The sequence below is a fragment of the Novosphingobium sp. EMRT-2 genome (genome assembly GCF_005145025.1).
Taxonomy (GTDB): Bacteria; Pseudomonadota; Alphaproteobacteria; order Sphingomonadales; family Sphingomonadaceae; genus Novosphingobium.
Map to the genome: position 1 here is coordinate 987,501 of NZ_CP039695.1, position 26,280 is coordinate 1,013,780.

The 26,280-nt window shown below is 66.6% G+C and carries 22 protein-coding genes; 11 read left to right on the forward strand and 11 right to left on the reverse strand.

Going from position 1 to position 26,280, the window contains the following annotated elements:
- Positions 1-108: 108 nt before the first annotated feature.
- The 3 genes from FA702_RS04930 to FA702_RS04940 all read left to right on the forward strand — a co-directional run bounded on the left by FA702_RS04930 (position 109) and on the right by FA702_RS04940 (position 4,694).
- Positions 109-1,494 carry an aminomethyltransferase family protein gene (locus FA702_RS04930; RefSeq protein WP_136955245.1) on the forward strand — a complete coding sequence of 462 codons (1,386 nt, stop codon included), beginning with the start codon at positions 109-111 and terminating at the stop codon, positions 1,492-1,494.
- 139 nt (positions 1,495-1,633) lie between these two features.
- Complete coding sequence (locus tag FA702_RS04935) at positions 1,634-2,476, forward strand: beta-etherase (RefSeq protein WP_136955246.1); 843 nt, start codon at positions 1,634-1,636, stop codon at positions 2,474-2,476.
- A 256-nt stretch (positions 2,477-2,732) separates the two neighbouring features.
- Entirely contained in the window at positions 2,733-4,694 is a 1,962-nt protein-coding gene (locus FA702_RS04940) for a glycosyltransferase family 2 protein (protein WP_136955247.1), read from the forward strand.
- Here the strand turns inward: FA702_RS04940 and FA702_RS04945 are convergent.
- From FA702_RS04945 to FA702_RS04960, 4 genes are all read right to left on the reverse strand, one after another.
- On the reverse strand, positions 4,681-5,436 hold the full coding sequence (locus FA702_RS04945; RefSeq protein ID WP_136955248.1) for an IclR family transcriptional regulator: 756 nt from the start codon (positions 5,434-5,436) through the stop codon (positions 4,681-4,683). The genes FA702_RS04940 and FA702_RS04945 overlap by 14 nt on opposite strands.
- A 4-nt stretch (positions 5,437-5,440) precedes the next feature.
- Complete coding sequence (locus FA702_RS04950; protein WP_136955249.1) at positions 5,441-5,836, reverse strand: nuclear transport factor 2 family protein; 396 nt, start codon at positions 5,834-5,836, stop codon at positions 5,441-5,443.
- Positions 5,837-5,871: 35 nt separating this feature from the next.
- Complete coding sequence (locus FA702_RS04955; protein ID WP_136955250.1) at positions 5,872-7,005, reverse strand: cobalamin-independent methionine synthase II family protein; 1,134 nt, start codon at positions 7,003-7,005, stop codon at positions 5,872-5,874.
- A 74-nt stretch (positions 7,006-7,079) separates the two neighbouring features.
- Positions 7,080-7,685 (reverse strand): TetR/AcrR family transcriptional regulator, encoded by a 606-nt coding sequence (locus FA702_RS04960; protein ID WP_136955251.1) that lies wholly within the window; start codon positions 7,683-7,685, stop codon positions 7,080-7,082.
- Positions 7,686-7,747: 62 nt separating this feature from the next.
- Between FA702_RS04960 and FA702_RS04965 the strand changes: the two genes are divergently transcribed.
- The 3 genes from FA702_RS04965 to FA702_RS04975 are packed head-to-tail and all read left to right on the forward strand — an operon-like array spanning position 7,748 to position 10,819.
- Positions 7,748-8,143: a cytochrome c5 family protein gene (locus FA702_RS04965; RefSeq protein ID WP_210417586.1), complete on the forward strand. Its 396-nt coding sequence runs from the start codon at positions 7,748-7,750 to the stop codon at positions 8,141-8,143.
- Between the two features lie 5 nt (positions 8,144-8,148).
- On the forward strand, positions 8,149-9,558 hold the full coding sequence (locus tag FA702_RS04970) for a D-arabinono-1,4-lactone oxidase (RefSeq protein ID WP_210417587.1): 1,410 nt from the start codon (positions 8,149-8,151) through the stop codon (positions 9,556-9,558).
- Positions 9,548-10,819 carry an alanine racemase gene (locus FA702_RS04975; RefSeq protein WP_136955252.1) on the forward strand — a complete coding sequence of 424 codons (1,272 nt, stop codon included), beginning with the start codon at positions 9,548-9,550 and terminating at the stop codon, positions 10,817-10,819. Before FA702_RS04970 ends, FA702_RS04975 begins: the two co-directional genes overlap by 11 nt.
- A 10-nt stretch (positions 10,820-10,829) precedes the next feature.
- Here the strand turns inward: FA702_RS04975 and FA702_RS04980 are convergent, their stop codons facing one another.
- From FA702_RS04980 to FA702_RS04990, 3 genes are read right to left on the reverse strand one after another with little or no spacing between them, the layout of a single operon-like run.
- Complete coding sequence (locus FA702_RS04980) at positions 10,830-11,819, reverse strand: HupE/UreJ family protein (RefSeq protein ID WP_255504716.1); 990 nt, start codon at positions 11,817-11,819, stop codon at positions 10,830-10,832.
- A complete protein-coding gene (locus FA702_RS04985; RefSeq protein WP_136955253.1) occupies positions 11,816-12,649 on the reverse strand; it encodes a peptidyl-prolyl cis-trans isomerase in 834 nt (277 codons plus the stop codon). The genes FA702_RS04980 and FA702_RS04985 overlap by 4 nt, the downstream gene beginning before the upstream one ends.
- A 12-nt stretch (positions 12,650-12,661) precedes the next feature.
- Entirely contained in the window at positions 12,662-14,557 is a 1,896-nt protein-coding gene (locus FA702_RS04990) for a DUF3604 domain-containing protein (RefSeq protein WP_136955254.1), read from the reverse strand.
- Between the two features lie 224 nt (positions 14,558-14,781).
- Between FA702_RS04990 and dxs the strand changes: the two genes are divergently transcribed.
- The 3 genes from dxs to FA702_RS05005 are packed head-to-tail and all read left to right on the forward strand — an operon-like array spanning position 14,782 to position 19,839.
- On the forward strand, positions 14,782-16,728 hold the full coding sequence (dxs, locus tag FA702_RS04995) for a 1-deoxy-D-xylulose-5-phosphate synthase (RefSeq protein ID WP_136955255.1): 1,947 nt from the start codon (positions 14,782-14,784) through the stop codon (positions 16,726-16,728).
- Between the two features lie 7 nt (positions 16,729-16,735).
- Complete coding sequence (locus FA702_RS05000) at positions 16,736-17,221, forward strand: DUF2141 domain-containing protein (RefSeq protein ID WP_255504717.1); 486 nt, start codon at positions 16,736-16,738, stop codon at positions 17,219-17,221.
- A 2-nt stretch (positions 17,222-17,223) separates the two neighbouring features.
- Positions 17,224-19,839 carry an MMPL family transporter gene (locus FA702_RS05005; RefSeq protein ID WP_136955256.1) on the forward strand — a complete coding sequence of 872 codons (2,616 nt, stop codon included), beginning with the start codon at positions 17,224-17,226 and terminating at the stop codon, positions 19,837-19,839.
- Here FA702_RS05005 and FA702_RS05010 read toward each other — a convergent pair.
- Complete coding sequence (locus tag FA702_RS05010; protein WP_136955257.1) at positions 19,836-20,834, reverse strand: VacJ family lipoprotein; 999 nt, start codon at positions 20,832-20,834, stop codon at positions 19,836-19,838. The genes FA702_RS05005 and FA702_RS05010 overlap by 4 nt on opposite strands.
- Positions 20,835-21,431, reverse strand: coding sequence for an ABC transporter substrate-binding protein (locus tag FA702_RS05015; RefSeq protein ID WP_136955258.1), 597 nt, complete (start codon positions 21,429-21,431; stop codon positions 20,835-20,837).
- 187 nt (positions 21,432-21,618) lie between these two features.
- Here FA702_RS05015 and ispH point away from each other — a divergent pair, with 187 nt between their 5' ends.
- Both ispH and hpnH read left to right on the forward strand, forming a co-directional pair.
- Complete coding sequence (ispH, locus tag FA702_RS05020) at positions 21,619-22,593, forward strand: 4-hydroxy-3-methylbut-2-enyl diphosphate reductase (protein ID WP_136955259.1); 975 nt, start codon at positions 21,619-21,621, stop codon at positions 22,591-22,593.
- 8 nt (positions 22,594-22,601) lie between these two features.
- Entirely contained in the window at positions 22,602-23,747 is a 1,146-nt protein-coding gene (hpnH, locus tag FA702_RS05025; protein WP_136955260.1) for an adenosyl-hopene transferase HpnH, read from the forward strand.
- On the opposite strand, the gene FA702_RS05030 is transcribed toward hpnH, so the two are convergent.
- Positions 23,667-24,329, reverse strand: a complete 663-nt coding sequence (locus tag FA702_RS05030; protein ID WP_136955261.1) for a phosphorylase — start codon at positions 24,327-24,329, stop codon at positions 23,667-23,669. The two genes, hpnH and FA702_RS05030, sit on opposite strands and share 81 nt — an antisense overlap.
- Before the next feature lie 10 nt (positions 24,330-24,339).
- On the reverse strand, positions 24,340-26,277 hold the full coding sequence (shc, locus tag FA702_RS05035) for a squalene--hopene cyclase (RefSeq protein WP_255504718.1): 1,938 nt from the start codon (positions 26,275-26,277) through the stop codon (positions 24,340-24,342).
- Positions 26,278-26,280: the final 3 nt, after the last annotated feature.

Sequence of the window (26,280 nt, forward strand, 5' to 3'; positions counted from 1 at the left end):
GGGTCACTTGCGATTTTTCTGAAGTTCATAATTGCGAACTTTTCATATCAGCGAATTTGGGGCATGGAGGTTTCACACCAAGCACCTCGCACGGGAGAGTCTCCATCCATGTCGCAAAATCTTGAACAGCTGCTGCAAGGCCAGGCCGATGTCGTCGGCTTCCTGCGCAACCAGCAGGTCGGCCCCAACGTCTATCCGGGTGTGCCGGCTGAATATTCCAACTGGCGCGCGGAACAGTGGGCCTGGGGCCACACGGCGGTTCTGTACAACCAGTCGTATCACATGGTCGATCTCGCGGTGCGCGGACCCGATGCGTTCAAGATGCTGGAATATCTTGCGATCAACACCTTCAAGGGCTTCCAGCCCGATCGCGCCAAGCAGTTCGTGCCCTGCACGCCCGATGGCTATGTCATCGGGGACGTGATCCTGTTCTATCTCGACGAGAACGAATTCAACCTCGTCGGCCGCGCGCCATCGATCGAATGGGTCGAATACCACGCCGCCAGCGGCAACTGGAATGTGACCGTCGAGCGGGACGAACGCTGGGCAATGCGCAACGACGGCAAGCGCAATTCGTATCGCTTCCAGATTCAAGGCCCCAACGCGATGAAGATCATCGAAAAGGCCACGGGCAAGCCGGCGCCCGAACTGAAGTTCTTCCACATGACCCGCATGACGATCGGCAGCCGCGACGTGCGCGCCCTGCGCCACGGCATGGCCGGGCAACCCGGCTTCGAACTGTTCGGCCCCTGGGAAGACTATGCCGCCGTCCACGGCGCCCTGGTGGAAGCGGGCAAGGACTTCGGCATGGCGCTGGTCGGCGGCCGCGCCTATTCGTCGAACACGCTGGAATCGGGCTGGATCCCCTCCCCGCTTCCCGCGATCTATACCGGCGAGGCGCTGAAGCCCTATCGCGAATGGCTCTCCGCCAATTCCTATGAAGGCAAGTGCTCGGTCGGCGGCAGCTATGTGCCCGACAGCATCGAGGGCTACTACACCAATCCGTGGGATCTCGGTTACGGGCCGTTCGTGAAGTTCGACCACGAGTTCATCGGCCGCGCCGCGCTGGAAAAGATGGCGGCCGGCCCCAAGCGCACCAAGGTGACCCTGGCACTCGACAACGAGGACGTGATGCGCGTGCAGTCCTCCGCCCTGAGCAAGGGCGAACGGGCCAAGTTCATGGAATACCCCAGCTCGGTCTATGCCATGCACCCGTTCGATCTGGTGCTGAAGGACGGCAAGACGGCCGGTATCTCGACGTGGATCGGCTACAGCGCCAATGAGGGCAAGTTCCTGACGCTGGCCATGATGGAACCCGGCTTCGAAACCCCCGGCACCGAAGTATCGCTGCTGTGGGGCGAACCCGATGGCGGCACCACCAAGCCGACCGTCGAGCCGCACGTTCAGACCGAGATCAAGGCGGTCGTCGCCTCGGTGCCCTATTCGGAAGTCGCCCGTGACAGCTATGCCGAAGGCTGGCGCACCCGGAAGTAATTCCGCGCAAGCCTGAAGTGTGAGCGCCGGCCCTCCCCGACAGGGCCGGCGCTCTTTTTCTGCCCGAATTTAGTTTTTAAACCTAACAATACGTGGCATGGTCGTTGGCGAAAAGAGGACGTCCAGGAGAGCAACCGGCATGGCCGCGAACAACACCATCACCTTCTATGACCTTGCCCTTTCGACGGGCGCCACGATCAGCCCGTTCGTCTGGGCGACCAAGTATGCTGTCAAGCACAAGGGCTTCGAGCTTGACGTCGTGCCCGGCGGCTTCACCGGCATTCTCGAACGCACCGGCGGCAAGACGGAGCGCCTGCCCGCGATCGTCGACGACGGGGAATGGGTGCTCGATAGCTGGGGCATCGTCGAATATCTTGACGCCACCTACCCCGACCGCCCCGCCCTGATCCCGCACGAGAGCGTGGCGGCGACGTTGAAGGCGCTCGATCACTGGTTCTGGAACGCCGCCGTGGGGCCGTGGATGTTCTGCTTCTGCGCCGATTACCGCAATCTTTCGCTGCCGCAGGACCATGCCTACGTCACCCATTCGCGCGAGAAGATGCTGGGCCGCAAACTGGAAGACGTGCAGGCCGGGCGCGAGGAGCGGCTGCCCAAGATCTCCGCCGCGCTGGAACCCTTGCGCGCGGCTCTTGCGCAGCACCCATGGCTCGGCGTCAGCGCTCCCAACTATGCCGATTTCCGCATCATGGGCGGCATCCTGTTCACGGCGTCGGTATGCCAGACCCCGGTGCTCGCCGAGGACGACCCGCTGCGCGACTGGATCGAACGCTGCCTCGACCTTTATGGCGGACTGGGGCGACACCCGGGGCTGTTCCCGCTGTTCGGGCTGAAGCAGCGCGAGGGCGATCCCGACCTGTTCAACCGCCAGGCGGGACAGGGCGGTATCTATAAGCGCAACACCGGCCCGGAATCGACGCGCGCCGAAACGCAGCGAATCACCGAAGGCATGGCTGCCGCCTGAGGCATCGAGCACGATCACAGCACCCGGAGGGCGCGAACCATGCCCTCCGTTGTGGCGATCGACGGGCAAGGCGCTCACTCTGGCCGTAACCTGTTGCATTGCGTGGCAAGAATTGCACGCCCCGTCGCACCCGGGACTGTCAAAGAGAAACCTTTGCTGCTTTCGCGATTTCGTTCGATCGGTCCCGCCCGTGCGGAGACAGGTCCGGCGGATCCGGCATTTGCCTGATTCCGAACGAAATCTGAGGTCGCAGTTGTTGACGTTCTCTCGTGCTTCGCTTGATGCGCCGCTGCTGTTCGCGGCGATCTCCGCCTGCCTTTCCGCGTTGGTTGCACTGGCGCGATACAGGGAGCCGGTGCGGCTGGCGCCGTCCCGGTTGCGCGACCTGTGCGAACTCTGCGCGCTTGCGGCAGCCGCGCTGACGGCCACCGTACTTCTGGCTGGCCCTGCCCCCTCTTTGTCAGCCACGCCGCTGTTGCTCGCAACCTTCGTCTTCGCAGGCCTGTGCATGGTTTTGCGGATACGGGTGGCCCGCCTGAACAACGCCGGTATCGCCTGGCATGCCGCGCAAATTCTCGCGATGACGGTTGCGACCGGCTGGAGCGCGCTGTTCATCGGCGAAAGCGATTTTCCCGGCTGGTTCCGCATACCCGCCCTGATCGGGCTGGCGCTGGGCACGGTCGTTGCCCTGGCCGCAATGGCTGGCAGCGTCGCGCGTGACGCCGCCATTACGCATGAACGCTGGCGGCGGCCTGTATCGCCGGGCAGTGCATCGGCAAAGGCGGCGCGTGAACCCAAGGTTTCGCTCCACCTGCCCTGCTATTCCGAACCGCCCGCGGTCGTCATGGGGACGATGGATCGCCTGGCGGCGCTCGCCTATGCCAATTTCGAAGTGCTGGTCTGCGACAACAACACGCCGGACGAAGCCCTGTGGCGTCCGCTGGAGGCCCATTGCACCGCGCTCAACCGCCAGCTTGGCCGAACCGTGTTCCGCTTCTTCCACGTCGCCCCCCTCGAAGGTGCGAAGGCCGGCGCTCTCAACTTCTGCCTCGACGTTATGGCGCCCGATACCGAGATCGTTGGCGTGATCGACGCCGATTACCATGCCACGCGCGATTTCCTGTCGCGGCTGGTGCCGCATTTCGCCGATGCCGGCCTCGGTTATATCCAGACTCCCCACGATTATCGTGGCTATGCCGGCAGCCCGTGGCTGACCGCCTGCCATTGGGAATACATGCCGGTCAACAAGGTCGACTGGCGTGGCATCAGCGAATACGGCGGCGCGTTCACCATAGGCACGATGTGTCTGCTGCGTGCGCAGGCTCTAAGGGACGCCGGCGGGTGGGCCGAATGGTGCCTTACCGAGGATTCCGAAGTTTCGGTCCGGATGCGGGCTGCCGGATGGCACGGGCTCTACTTCAGCGAAACGTTCGGGCGCGGGCTGATCCCCGAAACCTTCGACGATTACCGCAAGCAGCGGTTCCGCTGGACCGCCGGCCCCGTGCAGCAGTTGCGCCGCCACTGGCGGCTGTTCCTGCCGCGCCCCATCGCGGGCACGCTGCCGGGCTGGTCGAAGCTGCTCGAAGTGTTGCGGTGCGTCGCCCCGTTGCAGCGCGTGGGCGCGCTGATCCTGATGCTGGCCGGCACGGTCTTCATGGGCCTTGCCCAATCGGCCCGCGCCGGCGATCCGGTGGACATCCCCAACGTGGTGTGGGCGCTGATGCTTCTTGGCGGAATGACCTGGTGCGCGCGCACGGCGCATCGCTACCGCCTGTCCGGCTGTCATGAGCCGCGCGACATGGTGCTCGGCGAGATCGCCCGTGCCTCGCTGACCTGGATCGTGCTGCTCGGCGGCGTGGCGGGGCTTTCCCGTCGTCCGCTAGCGTGGCGCCGCACGCCCAAGTTCGCCGTAGCCGCGTCGCGCCGTTCGCCCTTCGCCGATACGGTGGCGGAAACCGTACTGGGCGCGCTATTCCTCGCGCTGACGATAACGATCCTCGCGATCGACACCGGCTGGGGAAGCGAGACCGAATGGCTGCTGGCGCTGCAGCTTGCCAGCCTGTCCGCCGCGTTCCTGTGCGCCCCGGTCATGTCATGGCTGGCGCAGCGGCATGCCCGGCTGGCTTCGCTCGCCAATCACAAGCAAACGGCCCACAAGCCGGCCGGAAGCCTGCACATCGGACCGGTTTCGGCGCCCGTTCCGACTACGCTTCCCTGATCGCGTCTGCGCTGCGCTGGAGCAATATCCTGATCCGCTGTTCCAGCGCCGGATCGAACCGGACCGCAGGCACGGCCACGCTGAACACGCCGATCTGCCGGTCGCCCAGCCTGGCCGGCACAGCCACCCCGCAGATGCCAAGCGTGGCCCGCTCGCGCGCGGTGCAGAAGCCGTTTTGCCGAATCTCGGCAATATCGGCACGCAGATCAGCCTCCGAAACGCGCGTTTTCGGCGTCAGTTGTTCCCGTTCGCTTCGCGCGAAATAGTCCGCCAGTTCTGGCTCGGCCATCCCCGCCAGCAGAACCAGCCCGCCGGCCAGCCCGTGCAACGGCTTGCGCGTGCCGGGATCGATCGCATAGCGCAGCGCCTGGTCGCTGGCTTCGGTCACCAGCGCCTCGGCATCCCAGCCGGCGCGGATCATGAACGACGACGTCTCGTTCAACTCGCTGCGCAAGGCGCGTACCAGCGGCGTCACTCTTTCCGCCAGCGAAAGCGAGGACACGGGCGCGCGCAGCCGCTCCAGCCCCGGCCCCGGCAGATAGCGCCGTCCTTGCCGGGCCAGGTATTCCCGCTCGGCCAGCGTCGCCAGCAGATAGGACAGGCTGCTGACGGGAATCCCCAGCGCCGCCGCGATCTCCTGCGCGATCACGCCCTGCGGATGCGCCACGACGAACTCGATCACATCGAGCGTGCGCATCGCGGACTTGACCGGGGCGGCAGCGCCCGCCTGGCTGGCGCTCATGCCGTTACCCCTTGAACGTCAACGATCCGCGCCGCTCGGCAAAGCGCCATCCGGCGGCGGTCAGGCAGAAGCGATCGTGGAACGAACCCACCAGCGGCGGCCCTTCCCCCGTGAACAGCAGCATCGCCGACGTGCCCCGCGCGGTAGCCGGCCCTTCAACGTCGATCACCACGTTGGAGCAGACGTGCCGCGTGGTTCGCGGCGGGCGCGCCTTGAACGCCGCCAGGATCGCCTCGCGCCCCACGACCGGCTGGTCCGGCGCGGTCGGGCGGACCATCACGCCATCCTCGGCATAGAGCGCGGCCACCTCGTCCCAGCGCGCCTCGTCGTTGAGGTTGGCGTAAAGCGCGATCAAGCGGGCGCAATCGTGCTCGACGGCCCGGCGATCATCGGGGTTCATACCTTGCTCCCTGTTCGCCGTCAGAGACGGCCGGCTCACATACGGGTCGCCGCGATGTCCGCACCTTCGCGCAGCGACCGAAGCTTGCGCCATGTCACGATCGGATCGATCTTGCCATAACCGGCAAACGTGCCGAAGCCGCAATCGGTGCTGGCGACAACGCGTTCCGGGCCAACGAATTCGGCAAAGCGCTCGATCCGCTGGGCGATCAGTTCAGGATGCTCGATATAGTTGGAGCAGGTGTCGATCAGGCCCGGCGCCAGCACCTTCCAGTCGGGCAACTTCGCGTCCTTCCACACCTTCCACTCGTGTTCGTGGCGCGGATTGGCGGCCTCGAACAGCACCGTGGCGGGGCGCGCCTTCAGCACGATGTCGATCACCTTTTCCAGCGCGATGTCGTGATCGTGCGGCCCTTCGTAGTTGCCCCAGCACACATGCATCCGCATCCGCTCGGGCGGGATATTGGCCGTGGCGGCGTTCAGCGCCTCGACGTTCGCCGCCGCGACCTTGAGGAAGTCTTCCTCCGCCATATCCTGGTAGCCGGTATGGCGCGACATCGCGAGGTCCGGGCAGTCGAGCTGGAGGTAGAACCCCTCGCGCACGATCGTCTCGTATTCCTCGCGCATCGCATCGGCGAGGTCGGCCAGATAGGCCTCGTGGCTGGGGTAGTGGCGGTTCACCTGAAACGCGGTGATAAGCCCGGGCGAGGCGGCGTTCATGAAGGCTTCGGTATCGGGTGCGCCATGCTTGGCGAGCGCCGACTTGAAGCGGCGGATATCCTCGTGCAGCGGATCGAGCGTTACCAGCTTCACCGGACCGATGCACGACGCCCGCACGAATTCCTGGCTGCCCATGATCGCCGAAAGCTTCTTGGCGAGGTTGGGCACTTCGGCAAGGTCGGCCGCGGGCTTGCGATCGATATGGCCGCCAAAGCCGGACAGCCGCTCGATCATGTAGGTCGAATAGCCAACCTTGCCCAGCTCACCATCGCTGACCACGGACACGCCGGCTTCGACCTGCGCCTTCACCGCCGAATCGACGGCGGCGGAAACCTTGGCGTCGAACTCGGCCGCGTCGTAAGGCTGGCCGCCATCGCGCGCCAGCAGCAGCGGCGTGAGTTCATCGCCGCGCGGCAGGCTTCCGACGTGCGTGGTCTTGATCTTGGCCATGCGGCTCTCCCAATGCTCGATCAGTTCATATTCGTGAAAACTTCATAGCAAGGAACAGGCGCGACGCAAGCGGCCTACGGCGCGATCACCGCCCGGATCGCGCGCGCGGCATCGGCCAGCGCCGGAGCCTCCGGCAGATCGGGTTCGTCGAAGATCAGTTCGATCGCGGCATATCCCAGATCCACGCAAAGCCGCGCCCGCGCCTCGGTAGACTGCGGGTCCTGCCGGGGGTCGAGCGCGAGCACGCGCTCCGCCAGCGCGTGCGCCACGGCACGGTGCGAGGCGATGCGGATCGGCGCGAGTTGCGGCACCGCCCGCAGCATCCGCATGATCCACGCCCCGCCCGGCGTGGCGCGGGTCAGGGTGACATGCGCCTCCAGCACGGCGGCGATGGCGGCTTGGTCCTGTTCGGGGTCCAGCACCACCAGCGCATTCTGCGCCATCATCAGCCGTTCCCCCAGGGCAGCCAGCAGCGCGTACTTGTCCGGGAAGTAGTGGTAGAGCGTCGGCGGACTGACCCCGGCGCGCGCCGCCACCAGGTTGGTGGAAATGCGCTCCACCCCTACCTCTTCCAGCAGGCTTCCGGCGGCATCGAGCAGGCGGTTCCACGTGGCTTGCGCCCGCTTTTGCACCGGTTTTCGCCCCGACATCGCAAAGGGGATTTCGCCTTCTTCGGTCACGTTCCGATGCTCCTTGACAGAAATATAGCTATAACTAGATTTCCGGCAAGTTGGGAAGGGACATGATGGCGCGACTCGGATTGCGTGGGGCACAGGGCATGTTCGCGGCGGCGCTGCTGGCGCCGGCCCTGCTTGCACTAGCCGGCTGTGGCGCTTCCGCACCGCCGGCAAAACCGCTGACCGAAGCGCAAAGCGCCGCCCTGACCCCGGCAGACCCGCGTCTGGCCGAACTCTATGACGCCTCGTGCAAGGCCTGCCACACGGTCCGCGCTTCGACCGCGCCGCTCACCGGTGATCGCACGATGTGGGATGCCCGCTGGAGCAAGGGGCCGGACGCGCTGCTTGCCAGCGCCATCCAGGGCAAGGGCGCGATGCCCGCCGGTGGCCAGTGCCTTGCCTGCACGCCCGACGATCTCAAGGCGCTGATCCGGTTCATGACCGGCCGCGAGAAGGAATAGGAACCATGGCGATGCTCACGCGCAGGAAAGCCATTCTGGGAACGGTGGGCGTGCTGGGAGCCACGGCGGGCGGCCTCACCGCACGGCGAGCATGGCTCGATCGCGAACCGGCCGCCCCGCCCGCGCTCGACGGATCGGGCCGCGTGCTGTGGACCAACTGGTGCGGCCTTGAACATGCCTATCCGGAGCGTCGCCTTGCGCCCGCCAGCGAAGCCGAACTCGCGCAAGCGCTGCCCACCGCCCCCACGCCCATCCGCCCGGTCGGCGCCGGGCACAGCTTCACCGCGCTGGTGCCCACGTCGGGCACGATGCTCTCGCTCGACCGCATGGCGGGGCTGGCCGGGCATGACGCCGCCACGCATTCGGCCCGCGTCCTGGCAGGAACGCGGCTGGCCGTGCTCGGCCCCGCGCTGGCCGCGATCGGGCAGGAGATGCCCAACCTGCCGGACATCAACAAGCAATCGCTGGCCGGCGCGCTCGCCACCGGCACGCACGGTACCGGCAAGGGGCTGACCGCGATTCACGGCGGCGTTACCGCGCTGCGGCTGGTCACCCCCGATGGCACGGTGATCGAAGCCGCGCCCGATCACGAACCCGAGGTCTTTCACGCAGCGCGCGTGGGCCTTGGCGCGTTCGGCGTGCTGACCGAAGTGACCTTGCGCAACCAGCCGCTGACTCGCGTGCGCAAGGAAGTGCGGATCGTCGATACCGAGGAACTGCTCGGCCAGTGGCCCGCGCTCGCAACGCGCCATCGCAACGCCGAATTCCTGATCCTGCCCTTCACCGGCAAGGCCGCGCTCATCACCCACGATGTCTCGACCGAACCGGTCCGCCCGCGCGGGCCCGATCGCGATACCGACGTGCTGATGCAGCTGAAGCTGCTGCGCGACGTGTTCGAGTTCACCCCCGGCGTGCGCAAGCGCGTCGCCGCGCACTTCCTCAAAGACGAACCGCCCGAAGTAGCCATCGACCAGGGCTGGAAGCTCCTGTCGAACGAGCGCCCCGTCCGCTTCAAGGAGATGGAATACCACGTCCCCATCGAACGGCAGGTGGAGGCACTGCGCGAAGTGGTCCGTCGCATCGAAAGCCACGCGCACGACGTGTTCGTGCCGATCGAGGCGCGGATCATCGCGCCCGACGATGCCTGGCTCTCCCCGTTCTACCAGCGCGAGAGCGGTTCGATCGCGGTCCACGCCTATTACAAGGACAGCCACCAGTTCATGTTCGACCTGATCGAACCGGTGCTGCGCGAGGCGGGCGGGCGACCGCATTGGGGCAAGCTCCATTCGCTGTCGCGCAAGGAACTCCAGCCGCTCTATCCGATGTTCGCGCAAGCCGATGCGGTGCGCCGCCGGCTCGATCCGCAGGGCCGGATGCTCAACCCCTTCCTGCGCAGGATCTTCGATGCCGCCTGAACGCAAGACATCCTCGCGCCGCGCCGTGCTCGTAGGCGGCGGCGCGATCGCCGTTGCCGGGCTCGGCGTCCTTGCCCTGCGCCCGGCGGAGACCGGCGGCGGACACGATGCCTATTTTGCCGGGCTGGCCGCCGCGCTGCGCCGCGCCGGGCTGATGCATCCCGTGCTGGTGATCGACCGGCAGCGGCTGGACGCGAACATCAGGGCCATCCGCGCGTCGGTCGATGGCGCAAAACTGCCGCTGCGCGTGGTAGTCAAGTCGCTGCCCGCCCCCCGCCTCATCGAACACGTGCTGAACGGCATGGGCAGCCGGCGGATGATGGTGTTTAGCGCCGAGATGCTGCTGCAATTGCTGCCCCTTTACGCCGATGCCGACATGCTGATGGGCAAGCCCCTGCCCGCCGCCGAATTCGCCCGCGTGATCGACAAGGCCGGGCCGCAGGCCGCCGCCCGCCCGCAATGGCTGATCGACACGCCGCAGCGGCTTTCCGAATACGCCGCGGTCGCCAAGGCCCATACCGTGCCTCTGCAGGTGAGCTTCGAACTCGATGTAGGCCTGCACCGCGGCGGATTTCCTGATGCCACGGACCTAGCCCCCGCGCTCGCCTTCGCGCGCGACAACGGCGTGCGCATCGCCGGACTGATGGGGTACGACCCCCATGTTCCCAAGATGCCGCTGCCCGATCGCGCCTATGCCGCCTCGCAGGCCGCCTACCGCGCCGCTATCGATGCCGTGCGCCACGTCGTCGGCAATGCGGCGGCGCTGACGCTGAACGGCGCCGGCAGTCCCACATTCCGCCGCCATTGCAAGGGCACCGTGGCCAACGAAGTCTCGGTCGGCTCCGCCTTCGTCAAGCCGGGCACGTTCGACTATCCCGACCTTGCCGATCTGGCGCCGGCCGCCTTCATCGCTTCCCCCGTCATCAAGGCCGTGGCGGACATGCGCCTGCCGGGCGTGGAGCCGCTGTCCGGTCTGATGCACTGGTTCGATCGCAACAGCCAGCGCGGCTTCTTCATGCATGGCGGGCACTGGCTGGCCCAGCCGGTTTCGCCGCCGGGCCTGTCCTATTCCGGCCTGTTCGGGCGCTCCTCCAACCAGGAACTCCTGCTCGGTTCGGCCCGGACGAACCTGCGCCCGGACGACCACGTCTTCCTGCGCCCGGACCAGAGCGAAGCGCTCTTTCTCCAGTTCGGGGACATCGCGGTGTTCGACGGGCACACGATCACGGAGACATGGCCCACGCTGCCGATCAGCGCCTAGAGCAGCGCATTCAGGCGATCAGGCGATCGATGAACCAGTAGCTGGCGGTAATGCCAATCGCATAAGTCGCGAGAAGCGTCGCCGGGCGCAGCGCTTGCGGGGTGAAGCGCCGCAACAGCCCGATCGCGGCGAGGCAGACCGCTACGATCACCAGTTGCCCGGTCTCCACGCCCAGATTGAACGTCAGCAGCGCCATCGGCACATCGGTTTCCGGCAAGCCGATCTCGCGCAGCGCGCCGGCAAAGCCGAAGCCGTGCAGCAGTCCGAACAGGAAGGCCACCACCCACGGCACGCGTTCGGACAGGCGCGGCGCGCCATCGCGGCGTTTCACGATCTCCACCGCCAGGAACACGATCGACAGCGCAATCAGCGCTTCCACCGGCGCCTGCGCCAGCCCGAACAGCCCCAGCGTCGTGCCGGCAAGGGTAATCGAATGCGCCACCGTGAACGCCGTGGCGGCACGCACCACGGTCCACAAATGGCCCAGCAGCAGCACCAGCGAGACCACGAACAGCAGGTGGTCGTATCCCGTCAGGATGTGTTCGACGCCCAGCACGAAATAGGTCCGCGCCACCTGCCAGCGGCCGGGTTTCGCCGCCACCTCCACCATTGGCTGCGCGGTGGTGAGCCGCTCGGCCTGAACCGGCCGCCCCAGCGGCGCCACCCGCAAAAGGGCATCGGTGAATGTGCTCTCCATGCCGGAAAGGCCGACTTTCTGCCCTTCCAGCGATCCCCGGCAAGTGACATCGCCGGTCGAGATCACGGAGCCTCCATCGAGACGGCTGGCGCGCGGGGTAATCGTGCAGAACGCCGGCAGCGCGGGCCGTGCGCGCGTGGCCAGCCCCCCAAGGATCGGTGCTTTCCACACCAGCTTCCAGTGCGCCGCGTCCTGCTGCGTCAGTTCCAGATAGCCCGGCCGCAATTCGTCCGCCCGCGCCGGCGGGCCGACCACGCACAGCACCGCGAGCAGGAGCAGGGCAAGGTCGCGCGCCGTGTTCACTTGGGCTGCTCGATCACCACGTCATAGCCGTCGACGATCTTGCGATAGGCCTCTTCCTCCGCCTTGCGCACGTTGGCTTCGTGCCAGTCGTTGGCAAGCTGCTGGCGCGCTTCGGCCACCGTCGGCGGCCTAGCCGCGATCACCGCGTCGACGCGCACCAGATGCAGGCCAAGGCCCGAAGTGACCGGCCCGGTCCATTCGCCGCGCGGCAGCTTGCGCAGCGCCAGCGCGAAGGCATCGCCGAACGTGGCGCCGATGGAATCCGCGTCCGCGGCCTCGTAACGAGGGTTGAGCGGCACCGCCTGGGCAAAGCGCGCGGCATCCCCGCCCTGCCGCAACACTGCCAGCGCATCGCGCGCGGCCGCGCGGGTGGCGGGGCTGTCGGCCCCCAGATAGAGTTGCGCGAACGTCACCTTCGGTTCGCGCGCATAGCGGCCGGGGTCCTTGTCGAGCAGCTTTTGCAAATCGGCATCGGTCGGCGTCGCCGCTTCGGCATCGTTGGTGGCGATGGCAATCATCTTGTTGCGCATCCGGCGCACCACGATCTCGTCATCCTTGTCCAGCCCCAGCCGCAGCGCCTCGCGGTAATAGACCTGCTCGTGCACGTAATCGCTGATCAGCCCGTCCATTTCCTGCGGCGTGGGCTGGCGGTGGAAGCTTTCGGTAAAGCGGTTGAGCAGGCGCGACACGACCTCCGCGTTCACCACGATGCGCCGTTCGCCCGCGTCCGGCGCGCGGCCGGCCAACAGGGCGAAGACCAGAACCCCCGCGATCATGAAATGCACCAGAGGTTCACGCAGCAGCGAGGCCGCGCGGGATCGCAGGGTCATGTCCGGTCGCCGTTACGCAGGAGTGTACCAGATCGCCGAGGTATAGGCACGTTCCTGCTGCTTGCGCGGAATGTCCGGGGTCAGGGTGAGGTGGTACTTCACCGCATCGTAGCTGACCCAGTTTGGCGTCGGGATTTCCAGCACGCGCACGTAATAGAACGCGCGCATCGCCGGATCGAACTCCGGATCGGTCCACACGCTGGCCAGTGCCGGCGCGCCGATCGAGTTGGCGTATGTCGCCCGCGTCAGGTCCACGGTATCGCCAACCGCCGGCACCTTGCCGCCCACCGGCTTGCGCTTGCCCATGTCGCTCCACACGACGTCGAAGACCTTTTCGTGCGACTTGCCGCCCTTGTCGACCCAGCCCTTGACGATCTGGACGCGATCGAGATTGGCACCGACCGGGTCTTTCAGCGCGGAAACGATGAAGCTCGGCGCGCCCGTTCCCTTGTGCCCGCCAAGGTCGCTGCCCATCGGCACGCCGCGGCGATAGCCGGCGTGGACCCAGTCGCCCTTGAGGTCGTCGCCCTTGAAATCCCAGCCGCCGAAGAAGCGCACGGTCATGCGCGGCCCGGTGGTGCCATAGACTTCGCGGCGCTGGATTGCGTCGAAGATCGAGGTGCGCGTGTTGGCCCGCGCCCACACGGCGGCATAGCCGCTCGCCAGCGATTGCCAGTTCATGCGGCCGCTGTTGATGCCCGGCACGAAGCCATCGGTGGCACGCGTCGGCCCCGGTTCGACGCCGGGATGCTTGCCCCAGAAGTTGTTGTCGTCGGCCGTCGACAGCGAACTGTGCGAATCCGTGGAGCCGATCACGCCGAACTTGTAGGGGTTCACCCCGATCGTCTGCTCCAGGATCAGGCCGCGCTTCAGCGCCTCGCGCACATAGCTGCCCGCCAGATCGCCCGGCTTGGTCGGTTGCGAATTGAGCAGGTTGTTGAGGTCCCACCCGGCCGTGCCGTAGCCCGCGAATTCATCGTTCGGTGACAGGAACGGATGGGCTTCGCTGTCTCCCTTGATCTGGGTGATTTCCACCACCGGCTCGTGCGCGGCGCGGCGGCGGGCCTGTGCCGCCGTCATCGGGCCGCCGCTGGGATCGGTCATCATGAACATCAGGCCATTGGACAGGTTGGCGTTGTGCGGGATCGCCAGCACCTTGCCCCCGGTGCTCTTCTCGTAGCCGTCCATGTAATCCCACAGCTTGTCCGGCCACAGTTCGTTGGTGGGATCGAGCGGCATGATCTTGGCAACGCGGTCCTTGTTGTCGCGAAAGATCACGTTGCGGTGCAGATTGTTGCCCCCCTGCATCAGCGTGTATTCGAAGCCGAAGAAGGCGGTGAACTTGCCCGGCTCGTTGTAGCGGTCGACGGTATCGAGGTGATCGTTCCAGATCTTGCGCGTGCGCTCTTCTGCCTTGGCGGGATCGTTAAGGCCGCCCGGCAACTTGTTCTGCGACCGCGCCTGAAGCATCTCGCCGGTCGCCTGCAACGAACCCTTCGGCCCCTGGTGCATCAGATCATACCAGCGGCGCAGCGTGGGATCGGTGATGAGCAGGCGCGGAGCATCGTAGAGCGCCTTGGTCGCGCCCAGCCCCTCGGCGTGATCGGCGATCACCAGGAAGTCCAGTGGACGCGCGAGCTTCGCCTTTTGCCCGGTGCTCGACGTCACTTCCTCGCCGCGCGCGAACCGCAACGCCTCTTCCGGCCCCAACCGGTTGCCGAAGCCAAAGGCGTCGACCGAATTGGCGGTGTGAAGATGGGTGTCGCCCCAGAAGACGCGCTCGGGAAACTCGGTTTCCACCACCTTGATCTCGGACTTGCCGGACACGGCCTGCTTGATCTTGTCGCACCCCGACAAGGAAAAGGCACTGCCCAGCAATAGAGCCGCGATGATCGCCGTGCGCCGCATGATCACTCTCCCGTTTCCCGCGCCTATTTCACTGTCACGGGTTGTTTTTTGAAACCCGAAGATGCCACACGCGGATGGATGGTCAATACGTCCGCGCCATGAATCGACACTTTTTATGCCAAAACTTTTCAACTGTCACGCCCGCTTCGTGCAGGACCGGTTCAGGCACGCAGCCCCACTTGAGTAGTAATGACACCACGGTTTTTGGAATGTAAGGCGCAGGGATGTCGTTAGAACGAGATCGTCCCTTGCTGGAGGGAGTAGAGACGCCGGTTGATTTTCGGGGCTGGCCGTTGCCGCGTTTGCGGGCATTGGCGGACGAGGTCCGGGCGGAGATGATCGCGGCGGTAGGGCAGACGGGCGGTCACCTGGGGTCGGGCCTTGGGGTGGTGGAGCTGACGGTGGCGCTGCACTACGTGTTCGACACGCCGCGTGACCGGCTGGTGTGGGACGTGGGGCACCAGGCCTATCCGCACAAGATCCTGACCGGCCGGCGCGAGCGGATGCGCACGCTGCGCCAGGGTGGTGGCCTTTCGGGCTTCACCAAGCGGTCGGAGAGCGAATACGACCCGTTCGGCACGGCGCATTCGTCGACGTCGATCTCGGCGGCGCTGGGCTTTGCCGTGGCCAACAAGCTGTCGGGCGCGCCGGGCAAGGGCATCGCGGTGATCGGCGATGGCGCGATGTCGGCGGGCATGGCCTACGAGGCGATGAACAACGCGCAGGCCGCCGGCAACCGGCTGGTGGTGATCCTCAACGACAACGACATGTCGATCGCGCCGCCGGTAGGCGGGCTTTCGGCCTATCTCGCGCGGCTGGTGTCGTCGCGCCCGTTCCTGGAGCTGCGCGAGCTGGCCAAGCGGCTGTCGCGCAAGCTGCCGCGCCCGCTGCACGAGGCCGCGCGCAAGACCGACGAGTTCGCGCGCGGCATGGCGATGGGCGGTACGCTGTTCGAGGAGCTGGGGTTCTACTACGTCGGCCCGATCGACGGGCACAATCTGGACCAGCTGATCCCGGTGCTGGAGAACGTGCGCGACGCGGCCGAGGGGCCGTGCCTGGTCCATGTCGTGACGCAGAAGGGCAAGGGCTATGCCCCGGCCGAGGCGGCGGCGGACAAGTACCACGGGGTGCAGAAGTTCAACGTCGTCACCGGCGAACAGGCCAAGGCCCCGCCGGGACCGCCGAGCTATACCGGCGTGTTCGCGCAGGCCCTGCTGGCCGAAGCGCGGCGCGATCCGGCGATCTGCGCGATCACCGCGGCGATGCCTTCGGGCACGGGGCTCGACAAGTTCCAGCAGGCGTTCCCCGAACGCAGCTTCGACGTCGGCATTGCCGAACAGCACGCGGTAACCTTCGCGGCGGGGCTTGCCGCGCAGGGGATGCGGCCGTTCTGCGCGATCTATTCCACGTTCCTGCAGCGCGCCTATGACCAGGTGGTGCACGACGTGGCGATCCAGAACCTGCCGGTGCGCTTCGCGATCGACCGTGCGGGTCTGGTGGGTGCCGACGGGGCGACGCATGCCGGCAGCTTCGACGTGACCTACCTCGCCACGCTGCCCAACATGGTGGTGATGGCGGCGGCGGACGAGGCGGAACTGGTGCACATGACGCACACCGCCGCGCTGCATGACACGGGTCCGATCGCGTTCCGCTATCCGCGCGGCAACGGCACCGGCGTGGCGCTGCCCGCGGTTCCCGAACGGCTGGAGATCGGCAAGGGCCGGATCGTGCGGGGCGGCGAGAAACCGCACGGCAAGGTTGCCCTGCTCTCGCTGGGCACGCGCCTCGCTGAGGCGTTGAAGGCGGCGGACCAGCTCGAAGCCAAGGGCCTTGCCACCACGGTCGCCGACCTGCGCTTCGCCAAGCCGCTGGACGAGGACCTGATCCGGCGCCTGATGGCGAGCCACGAGGTCATCGTGACGATCGAGGAAGGCGCGATCGGCGGGTTCGGCGCGCACGTGCTGACCATGGCCAGCGACCAGGGCCTGACGGACGCGGGCCTCAAGATCCGCACCATGCGCCTGCCCGACGTGTTCCAGGACCAGGACAACCCCGACAGGCAGTACGACGAAGCCGGCCTCAACGCCCCCCAGATCGTCGACACCGTCCTCACCGCCCTCCGGCACAACTCCACCGGCGTCGAACCCGATACACTCGAAGCCAGGGCCTGAGGAACGCGTGCCTTTACCCCTACCCTTGATGCGTGCGGTGGCACTGGCGGCGGGCATCGCCGGGCTGGCCGTTCCCGTGACGGCGGGATCGCAACAGGCCGAGGGCGTGCTGACGATCGACGTCGGCAACGTGCGCGTTGCGCGCGGCACCGTGCATATCGACATCTGCCCGCAGGCCCAGTTTCTCAAGGACAACTGCCCTTGGGCGGCGGACGCGCCCGCGCAAGTGGGCGTGACCCGGCTGGTGGTGCGGCACCTGCCGCCCGGCCGCTATGCCGCGCAGGCCTTCCTTGACGAGAACAACAACAAGGAAGTCGATCGCGCGCTGTTCGGCATTCCGAAGGAAGGCGTCGGCTTTTCGAACGACGCCAAGATCGGCTTCGGCCCGCCGAAGTTCGCGGACGCGGTATTTACTTTCAACGGTCCGTCGCAAGCGATCCGCTTCAATCTCCGCTATTTCCTTGGTGCCAAAGGCCCGCCAACAAAACGCTGACCATGCGCCCTACCCCCACCTCCCTCGTTGCGGCGAGCGTTCGCCGGCCCTGGCTCACGCTTGCGATCGGCCTCGTGCTCACGCTGGGCGCGCTGTTCGTCAACGCCCAGCGCATGGCAATGACCACCGACACGGCCGCGCTGATCTCCTCCTCGGTGGGCTGGCGCCAGCAGGAACAGCGCATGGAGGCGGCGTTCCCACAATTGCGCGACGCCATGCTCATCATCATCGATGGCGACACGCCCGAGCGCGCCGAAGGCGCCACGGTGCAACTCGCGGCGAAGCTGGCGGAAGACAGCGCCCATTTCCGCCGCGTCACGCGGCCCGACGGCGGCGATTTCTTCGCCCGCGAAGGCCTGCTCTACAGTTCGACCAACGAAGTCCGCAGCGCCACGCGCGCCATGGTCGATGCCCAGCCCCTGCTCGGCCCGCTGGCCGCCGATCCCAGCCTGCGCGGCGTTTCGGGCGCGCTTTCGACCATGCTCGATGGCGTCGATGCCGGCGAAACCTCGCTCTCCCGCGTCGGCAAGCCGTTCAAGGCGCTCGCCAGCGCGATCGACGGATCGCTCGACGGCAAGAACCCCGGCTTTTCGTGGCAGAAGCTCTTTGCGGAGGACGGCAGCGCGGTGGCGCCCCCCACGCGCCGCCTGATCCTGGTGCAACCGGTGCTCGACCATTCCGCGCTGATGCCCGGCGAAGCGGCGAGCGAAGCCGTGCAGGCGGCCGCGAAGGCGCTCTCGCTCGACGCGGCGCATGGCGTTTCGGTCAAGCTTACCGGCGAAGTGCCGCTGGCGGACGAGGAGTTCGCCACGCTGCAGGAGAACATCGGGCTGGTCGCGATCGTCATGCTGGGGGCGATGCTGCTGACGCTGTGGCTGGCCACGCGCTCGGTCAAGCTGGTCGGCGCGATCATGATCACGATCATCGCCGGGCTTATCGTCACCACGGCGGTCGGCCTGCTGGCGATCGGGCGGTTCAACCTGATTTCGGTGGCCTTCATCCCGCTGTTTGTCGGGCTGGGCGTGGATTTCGGCATCCAGATCTGCGTGCGTTACAACGCGGAGCGCGCCGAAGGCGCCGAACCGGCCGCCGCGCTGCGCCAGGCCGCCGCCGCGCTCGCCGCGCCGCTAACGCTGGCCGCTGGCGCGATCTTCCTGGGCTTTGGCGCCTTCCTGCCCACCGCCTATGTCGGCATCGCCGAACTCGGCGTGATTGCCGGCCTTGGCATGGTGGTGGCGCTGCTGTTCAGCCTGACGCTGCTGCCCGCGCTGGTCCTGCTGCTGAAGCCCGGCAGCCCGCGTGGCGACGTGGGGTTCACCCAACTCGCCCCTGCTGACCGATTCCTCGAACGGCGGCGCGGCGCGGTGCTATGGGCATTCGCGCTCGCCATGGCCGCCAGCATCGCCACGCTGCCGTGGGTGGTGTTCGACTTCAACCCGCTGCACCTGCGCGATCCCGAAGCGCCCGCCATGCGCGCGCTGGGCGACCTGACGCGCGATCCGGACCGGACGCCCAACACGATCGACGTGCTGGCGCGCAACGAAGCCGAGGCGCATCAGCTTGTGCAGAAGCTGGCCAAGCTGCCCGAAGTGGCGCGCGTGATCTCGGTCGACAGCTTCGTGCCCGAGGATCAGGCCCCCAAGCTGGCGCTGGTGCAGGATGCTTCGACCCTGCTCGACCTCACGCTCAACCCGTTCGACATCACCCCACCTCCGGGCGATGCCGAGATGCAGGCGGCCGTCTCGGCCACCGCGCAACGCTTGCAGACCGTGGCCGCCAAACATCCCGGCGCCGAGGGAGCGGACGCCCGCGCGCTGGCCAAGGCCTTCGACCGGCTGGCCAAGGCCACGCCGGCGCAGCGCGAACAGGTCAACGCCATGCTGTCGCAACCGCTCGGCGTGATGCTCGACCAGATGCGGCTGGCATTGCAGGCGGCTCCCGTCGACCGGGCCAGCCTTCCCGCAGAGATCACGCGCGACTGGATCGCGCCCGACGGCCGCGTGCGCCTGCAGGTGTTCCCCAGCGGCAACGCCAACGACAACCGCGTGATCCATCGATTCCGCGATGCCGTGGCGGCGGTGACGCCGGCGATCTCGGGCCTGCCGGTGGCGACGCAGGCCGCCGCCTCGACCGTGGCCGGCGCGTTCGTGCAGGCGGGCGTGATCGCCTTCCTGCTGGTCAGTGTGCTACTGTTCCTGGTCCTGCGCGATGCGAAGGAAGTGGCGTTCACGCTGGCCCCCGTGGTGCTGTCGATCTTCCTGACGCTCGGCAGTTGCGTGGTTATCGGCCAGCCGATCAACTTCGCCAACATCATCGCCTTCCCGCTGCTGTTCGGCGTGGGCGTGGCGTTCCATATCTATTTCGTGATGGCCTGGCGCGATGGCGCAACCGGGCTGCTGCAATCGAGCCTTGCCCGCGCCGTGCTGTTCAGTGCCTTCGCCACCGGCACCGCGTTCGGCAGCCTGTGGCTGTCGCACCACCCCGGCACGGCGAGCATGGGCAAGATCCTGATGATCTCGCTGATCTGGACACTGATCTGCGCGCTGGTGTTCGAACCGGCGCTGCTCGGCCCGCCTCGCGCGAAAGCCCAACCGCGCGCAAAAGCGAAGCCCGGTTAAGGCTGCGGCGCGGGCGTCGCTTCCGGATCGTCCAACGGATCACGCAACTCGGGCGCGTCGGACTGAGGCGCCGGCGGTTCGGGCTGTGTGCCGGTCAGTTCCGGATCGTTCAGCGGATCGGACAGTTCCGGCGCGGCCTGCTGGGGAGCGGTCGCGGCATGCCCCTTGGCTTCCTCGACCTCGGCCGCGCGATTCTGGAGATAGACCGAACGCAGGGTGGCATAGGGATCGACCGCACCATCGAACAGCGCGCGCAGATCGGCGTCCGATTCGGCGCGCAGGTCAAGCCCGCCGATGCCGCCGGTGATGAGCTGGTATTCCATCGAATTGAACGGTTTGCCCGCCACCAGGGGCAGGAGCGCGTCATCGGCCGAATTGCCCAACAGGTCGCGCAACGTGGTGGGGCCGATGAACGGCAGGAAGATGTATGGCCCCGGCCCCACCCCATAGAACGCCAGCGTCGTGCCGAATCCGTTGGGCCGATGCGGCAGCTTGAAGTCCTTGGTCTTGGCCACATCGAACAGCCCGCCGACACCGAACGTCGAATTGACCACGAACCGGCCCAGCGTTTCAACAGCCTTGCCCGGTTTGCCCTGGAGCAGAAAGTTCAAGAAGATGAAGGGCTCGGTCAGGTTGCTGAGCGCGTTGCGCAAGCCCGACCGGACCGGCCGGGGCACCACCTGCTTATAGCCCATCGCGGCCGGACGGAACACGGCGTGATCGATACCCTGGTGGATGCCGAACATCGTCCGGTTGAAGCCTTCCAGCGGATCACCTTTCGCGTGGTGACGGCGTTCTTCAGCCGGCTGCGTAGCCGGAGCCGGCGCATCCTGCCGCTGTGCCGGAGACACGAGAACCACGGGAGACGCGGACACCGGGTCTGCCGGGGCAGGCACGGCCGGCCCAGCGATTGCCTGCTGCGGCACCGATACGATCGGCTCGGCCGTAACCGGCGCGAAAGCCAGCGCCGCGGGAACAAGCAATGGCGAGATCAACTATTTATCACCTCTGGCAGCGATCGCATCCATGTGCGCAACCAGCGAACGCGCGCCACCGCGTTGCAAGATGGAGGCAAAATCGGAACGTCGCGTCGCGATCTGGCTGATCGCGTTGCGATAGAAAACATCGACGATCCTCCAGCTACCGCCATTCTGCCGCAACCGGTAGCTGATCGCGATCGGCGCCTGCTTCGGCGCATTCAGAGTCGTCCGCACCAGCTTGTCGGTACCCCGTACCTGAACATTGGGATCGATGGTGAAGCTTTCCCCGGACCAGTTATCGAAATTGCGGGCATACTGCGCCACGGTCATGCGCCGGAAAGCCGCCGTCAGCGCCTGCTGGTCGGCCGGCGCAATGGTCGTCCAGGCGGGGCCGACCGAAAGGCGGGTCATCAGCGGAAGGTCGAAGGTCCGGTCCACGACCGGGCCGATCGCCGCCGATCGCGACGGAATTGTGCCGCCGGCGCGCATGATTCTGATCAGTCCGTCGTTAAGCTGCTGCACGGTGGCGCGCGCCGGATCGACGGCCTGCGCCGAAGCCATGGCCGGCAGCAAGGGCGCGATAACCAGCGCGGCAAGGATCGGACGATGCATTTTGGACTCCTGATATTCCGGTTCGCTTATCGCGTCAGCGCGGCAGCCGTCTACCGCGAACGCACAAAGGCGGTACCTTTCTGCGAAAGAACGCTCTATGAACGGTTCGGGACCACTTTCGCGAGCTGCACCTAAGCATTATCATGTTAGCAGCCGCACAATGAATAAGGCTTTTCCGGATAATCGAATGCCAGGTCCCGTCCATTCGCTGAATATCATTCTCGCCAATCCCCGCGGCTTCTGCGCCGGGGTAACGCGCGCCATCGACATCGTGGAGAAGAGCCTCGAACGCTTCGGCGCGCCCGTCTATGTGCGGCACGAAATCGTTCACAACAAGCACGTGGTCGAACAGCTCAAGGCCAAGGGCGCGGTCTTTGTCGATGAACTGTCGGACATTCCGGCGGGTGCGATGACGATTTTCAGCGCCCACGGCGTCGCCCGCACGGTGGAGGAAGAGGCAAAGGTCCGGCAATTGCCCGTGATCGATGCCACCTGCCCGCTGGTGACCAAGGTCCATAGTCAGGGGCGGCGCTATGCGCGGGCCGGGCGGACGCTGGTGCTGATCGGCCATGCCGGGCACGCCGAAGTGATCGGCACGATCGGCCAGATCGATTCGCCGGTGCATCTGGTCTCCACCGTGGACGATGTCGCCCTGCTGCCGGTCGCCACGGATCAGCCGATCGCCTATATCACCCAGACGACGCTGAGCGTGGACGATACGCGCACCGTGATCGCCGCACTGCACGAACGCTTCAGCGATGTCGCCGGACCCGACGTGGACGATATCTGCTATGCCACGCAAAACCGCCAGACGGCGGTGCGGAAACTTGCCGCGCTCAGCGACCTGCTGATCGTCGTCGGCGCGCGCAACAGCTCCAACTCCTCGCGCCTGCGGGAGATCGGCGCCGAACTCGGCGTGCGGAGCTACCTTGTCGACAACGGCGACGATATCGATCCGGCATGGCTGGACGGTGTCGAAACCGTTGGCGTCACCGCCGGCGCTTCGGCGCCGGACGTGCTGGTGGACAGCGTGATCGCCGCCCTTGGCCGGTTGCGCTCCGTCACCGTCTCGCAACTCGATGGCGTAAGGGAAGACATTGAGTTCAGTCTGCCTTCTGCGCTACGACGTCCCGCGCCCGCGATCCCCAGGGCCGCTGAATAGGAATATTGATGAGCCTTCCGCTCTCCCAGGTCGCCCGTATCGGCGCCTATACGCTTCGCCAGCACATCAAGGGTGGCAAGTACCCCCTCGTCCTCATGCTGGAACCGCTGTTCCGCTGCAACCTCGCCTGCCCGGGCTGTGGCAAGATCGACTACCCTGACGCCATCCTCAACCAGCGGCTCAGCTTCGAGCAGTGCATGGAAGCGATCGAGGAATGCGGCGCGCCGGCGGTATCCATCGCTGGGGGCGAACCCCTGCTGCATCGCGACATGCCGCGCATCGTCGAAGGCTATATCGCGCGCAAGAAGTTCGTGATTCTGTGCACCAACGCGCTGCTGCTCAAGAAGAAGATCGACGACTACAAGCCGTCGCCCTTCTTCACCTGGTCGATTCACCTCGATGGCGACAAGCAGATGCACGACCACGCGGTCGATCTGCCCGGCACCTACGAGGTCGCGCTGGAAGCGATCGAACTGGCAAAGTCCAAGGGCTTCCGCGTGCAGGTGAACTGCACCGTGTTCGACGGCGCCAATCCCGATCGCCTGGCCGCCTTCTTCGACGAGATGAAGAGCCGCGACGTGGAGATCACGGTTTCGCCCGGCTACGCCTACGAACGCGCGGCCGACCAGCAGCACTTCCTCAACCGCGAACGCACCAAGCAGTTCTTCCGCGACGTGTTCAGCCGGGGCAACAAGGGCAAGAACTGGGCCTTCACCAATTCGCCCTTGTTCCTCGATTTCCTGGCCGGCAACCAGACTTACGAATGCACGCCGTGGTCGATGCCGCTGCGGACCGTGTTCGGCTGGCAAAAGCCCTGCTACCTGCTGGGCGAAGGCTATGTCGACAGCTTCCGCGAACTGATGGAAGGCACCGACTGGGAAAAGTACGGCGTCGGCAAGTACGAGAAGTGCTCGAACTGCATGACGCATTGCGGCTTCGAAGGCACCGCCGCCACCGACGCGATCCGCCATCCGCTGAAGATGCTGCAGATCGCGCGCAAGGGCGTGAAGACCGATGGGCCGATGGCTCCTGAAGTCGATCTGTCGAAAGCGCGCCCCGCCGACGACGTCTATTCAAGCCACGTCGAGCGCGAACTCGCCAAGATCAAGGCCGAGAATCCCGCTGCGACCAAGCGCGTCGTGAACGCGGCCTAGCGCCCGGAACGCCAGCCCGGCGTGGCGGCCCGTGCGGATCAGCGCGGGCAGTTGCGCCGGGTTCCGGGCCAGCGATGCCAGCACCGCGCCCAGCGCCACGCTTCCGTCGGGCTTCATGCCGATCTGCGCCGCCGGTGGCAGCGCTTCTTCGGCGCTATCGGAAATGACCCGCACCGCCGCGAACGGCAGCCCATGCCGCGCCGCCACGCGCGCGGCGACATGGCTTTCCATATCGACGGCCAGTGCGCCGGTTTCGGCCCGCAAGGCGCGTTTGCCCGCCACCGTCGGCGTCATGACGTCACGCCCGGCCACCGCGCCCACGACCGCTTCCGGCAGGATCGCGCGCAGCTTTTCGACTGCCGCCGAATCGCCGTCGAGCACGACCTCCCCAACCTTCAGCGCTGGATCGAGCGCTCCGGCAATGCCGCTGGAGAGGATCACGGCGGGGAACATCTCCGCCATATCGTCCAGCTCGGCTTCGAGGCGGGCACTATCCCCGCCGCCGGCAACGATGTGAAACGCCCCGCCGCGCCCGATCAGGTCCGCTTCGCGCTTCAGGCCACAGGCGACGATCCAGTTCACCGCAGCTCGGTCACATGCCGAACGCCACCTGCCGCGTGTTCGACCGCTTGAGGTTGCGATAGCGCGCCACGGCCCAGAGCGGGAAATACTTCGGGTATCCGTGATAGCGCAGGTAGAACACGCGCGGGAAACCGCCGCCGGTGTAGTATTCCTGGCCCCAGAGGCCATCAGCCTCCTGGTTTGCGACCAGCCAGTCCACGCCGCGTTCGACGGCCTCGGAATCGGCTTCGCCCGCGGCCATCAGGCCCAGCAGCGCCCAGGCGGTCTGCGACGCGGTGGACGGCGCGGGAACATGGCCCTTGCGATCGAGCGCGTAGCTGTCGCAATCCTCGCCCCAGCCGCCGTCCGGGTTCTGGATCGCCTTGAGCCAGCCGACCGCCCGCGCCACCGCCGGGTCGTCCGCCGGCAGCCCCGCCGCGTTGAGCGCGCACAGCACCGACCATGTGCCGTAGATATAGTTCACGCCCCAGCGGCCGAACCAGCTGCCCTCCGGCTCCTGCTCCTTGCGCAGATAGGCGATCGCGGCGGCCATGCGCGGGCTGTCCAGCCCCTCGCCCAGTTGCGCCAGCATCGAGACGCAGCGCGCCGAAACGTCGGCCGTGGGCGGATCGAGCAGGGCGCCATGGTCCGCGAACGGCAGGTTATTGAGGTAATCGTAGTCGTTGTCCGCGTCGAACGCGCCCCAGCCGCCGTTCCTCGATTGCAGGCCCACAGTCCACTCCACGCCGCGATCGATCGGCATCCGGTCCGCCACCTGCGCGCGATCCATCGCCATCACCACCACGGCCGTATCGTCGAGGTCGGGATAGTGCGCGTTGTTGTACTGGAACGCCCACCCGCCAGGCCGCACGCCGGGGCGTTCCTCCGCCCAGTCGCCTTCCACGTCGAGCACTTGCCGGGGCTTTAGCCAGTCGAGCGCCGCTTCCGCGCGTGCCACGTTGTCCGCCCCGCCCGCTTCCAGCATCGCGTGCGCGGCCAGCGCGGTATCCCACACCGGGGAAACGCACGGCTGGCAATAGGCTTCGTCCTCGTGGATCACGAGCAGGTTCTCGACCGACTGGCGGGCGATGGCGCGCGCCGGGTGATCCTCGGGATAGCCCAGCACGTCGAACATCATCACGCTGTTGGCCATGGCGGGATAGATCGCGCCCAGCCCGTCCTCGCCATTGAGCCGCTCGGTCACCCACGCTGCGCATGTATCGATCGCGCGCTGGTGCAGCGTTCTGGGCCAATGCCCCTCGGCCACCTTCAACACCTTGTCGAGCGCGTTGAAGCTCTTGGTCCACACCCACTTGGGGTCCGCCGCCTGCGTCTTCCGGTCGATCGGCCGGCGCGTGTAGAGTTCGTCTACCTTGATGCCCTTGGCGTTGCGCGCCACCGGCTTTTTCGCGCAGAGCACCAGCAGGGGCACGACCACCGTGCGCGCCCAGTACGACATCTTGGACAGATGGATCGGGAACCAGCGCGGCAGCAGGATCAGTTCGGGCGGCATGGTAGGTACGGCCGACCACGGCCCGGCATCGAACAGGGCAAGCTGGATGCGGGTGAAGACGTTGACCGCCTCCGCCCCGCCGGCTTTGTGGACAGCCTCGCGCGCCCGGACCATGTGCGGCGCAGCGGGATCGTCGCCGATCATCTTGAGCGCGTAATAGGCCTTCACCGTGGCGCTGACATCGAACGCGCCCTTGTGGAACAAGCCCCAGCCGTGATGCTCGGCGGACTGGGTACGCCGCAGGTAACGGCCGATCTTCGCTTCCAGCTCCTCCGCGACCGGCTCGCCCAGATAGTGCCGCAGCAGGACGTATTCGGCCGGAATCGTGCAATCGGCTTCCAGCTCGAACACCCAGTGACCATCGGCGCGCTGCGCGCGGGAGAGTGCCGAGGCGGCACGGTCCACCGCCGCGTCAACGGCAGCAAGCGGATCGGTCATTGTCGAAAGCGTTGCCATGGG

Excerpts from the sequence above, each read along its gene's own strand:
- FA702_RS05005 (WP_136955256.1), top strand. The coding sequence starts at position 17,224 with ATGCGCCCTACCCCCACCTCCCTCGTTGCGGCGAGCGTTCGCCGGCCC.
- FA702_RS04975 (WP_136955252.1), top strand. The coding sequence starts at position 9,548 with ATGCCGCCTGAACGCAAGACATCCTCGCGCCGCGCCGTGCTCGTAGGC.
- FA702_RS04970 (WP_210417587.1), top strand. The coding sequence starts at position 8,149 with ATGGCGATGCTCACGCGCAGGAAAGCCATTCTGGGAACGGTGGGCGTG.
- FA702_RS04965 (WP_210417586.1), top strand. The coding sequence starts at position 7,748 with ATGATGGCGCGACTCGGATTGCGTGGGGCACAGGGCATGTTCGCGGCG.
- dxs (WP_136955255.1), top strand. The coding sequence starts at position 14,782 with ATGTCGTTAGAACGAGATCGTCCCTTGCTGGAGGGAGTAGAGACGCCG.
- FA702_RS05015 (WP_136955258.1), bottom strand. The coding sequence starts at position 21,431 with ATGCATCGTCCGATCCTTGCCGCGCTGGTTATCGCGCCCTTGCTGCCG.
- FA702_RS04985 (WP_136955253.1), bottom strand. The coding sequence starts at position 12,649 with ATGACCCTGCGATCCCGCGCGGCCTCGCTGCTGCGTGAACCTCTGGTG.
- hpnH (WP_136955260.1), top strand. The coding sequence starts at position 22,602 with ATGAGCCTTCCGCTCTCCCAGGTCGCCCGTATCGGCGCCTATACGCTT.
- shc (WP_255504718.1), bottom strand. The coding sequence starts at position 26,277 with ATGGCAACGCTTTCGACAATGACCGATCCGCTTGCTGCCGTTGACGCG.
- FA702_RS04955 (WP_136955250.1), bottom strand. The coding sequence starts at position 7,005 with ATGGCCAAGATCAAGACCACGCACGTCGGAAGCCTGCCGCGCGGCGAT.
- FA702_RS04950 (WP_136955249.1), bottom strand. The coding sequence starts at position 5,836 with ATGAACCCCGATGATCGCCGGGCCGTCGAGCACGATTGCGCCCGCTTG.
- FA702_RS04935 (WP_136955246.1), top strand. The coding sequence starts at position 1,634 with ATGGCCGCGAACAACACCATCACCTTCTATGACCTTGCCCTTTCGACG.
- FA702_RS04930 (WP_136955245.1), top strand. The coding sequence starts at position 109 with ATGTCGCAAAATCTTGAACAGCTGCTGCAAGGCCAGGCCGATGTCGTC.
- ispH (WP_136955259.1), top strand. The coding sequence starts at position 21,619 with ATGCCAGGTCCCGTCCATTCGCTGAATATCATTCTCGCCAATCCCCGC.
- FA702_RS04990 (WP_136955254.1), bottom strand. The coding sequence starts at position 14,557 with ATGCGGCGCACGGCGATCATCGCGGCTCTATTGCTGGGCAGTGCCTTT.
- FA702_RS04945 (WP_136955248.1), bottom strand. The coding sequence starts at position 5,436 with ATGAGCGCCAGCCAGGCGGGCGCTGCCGCCCCGGTCAAGTCCGCGATG.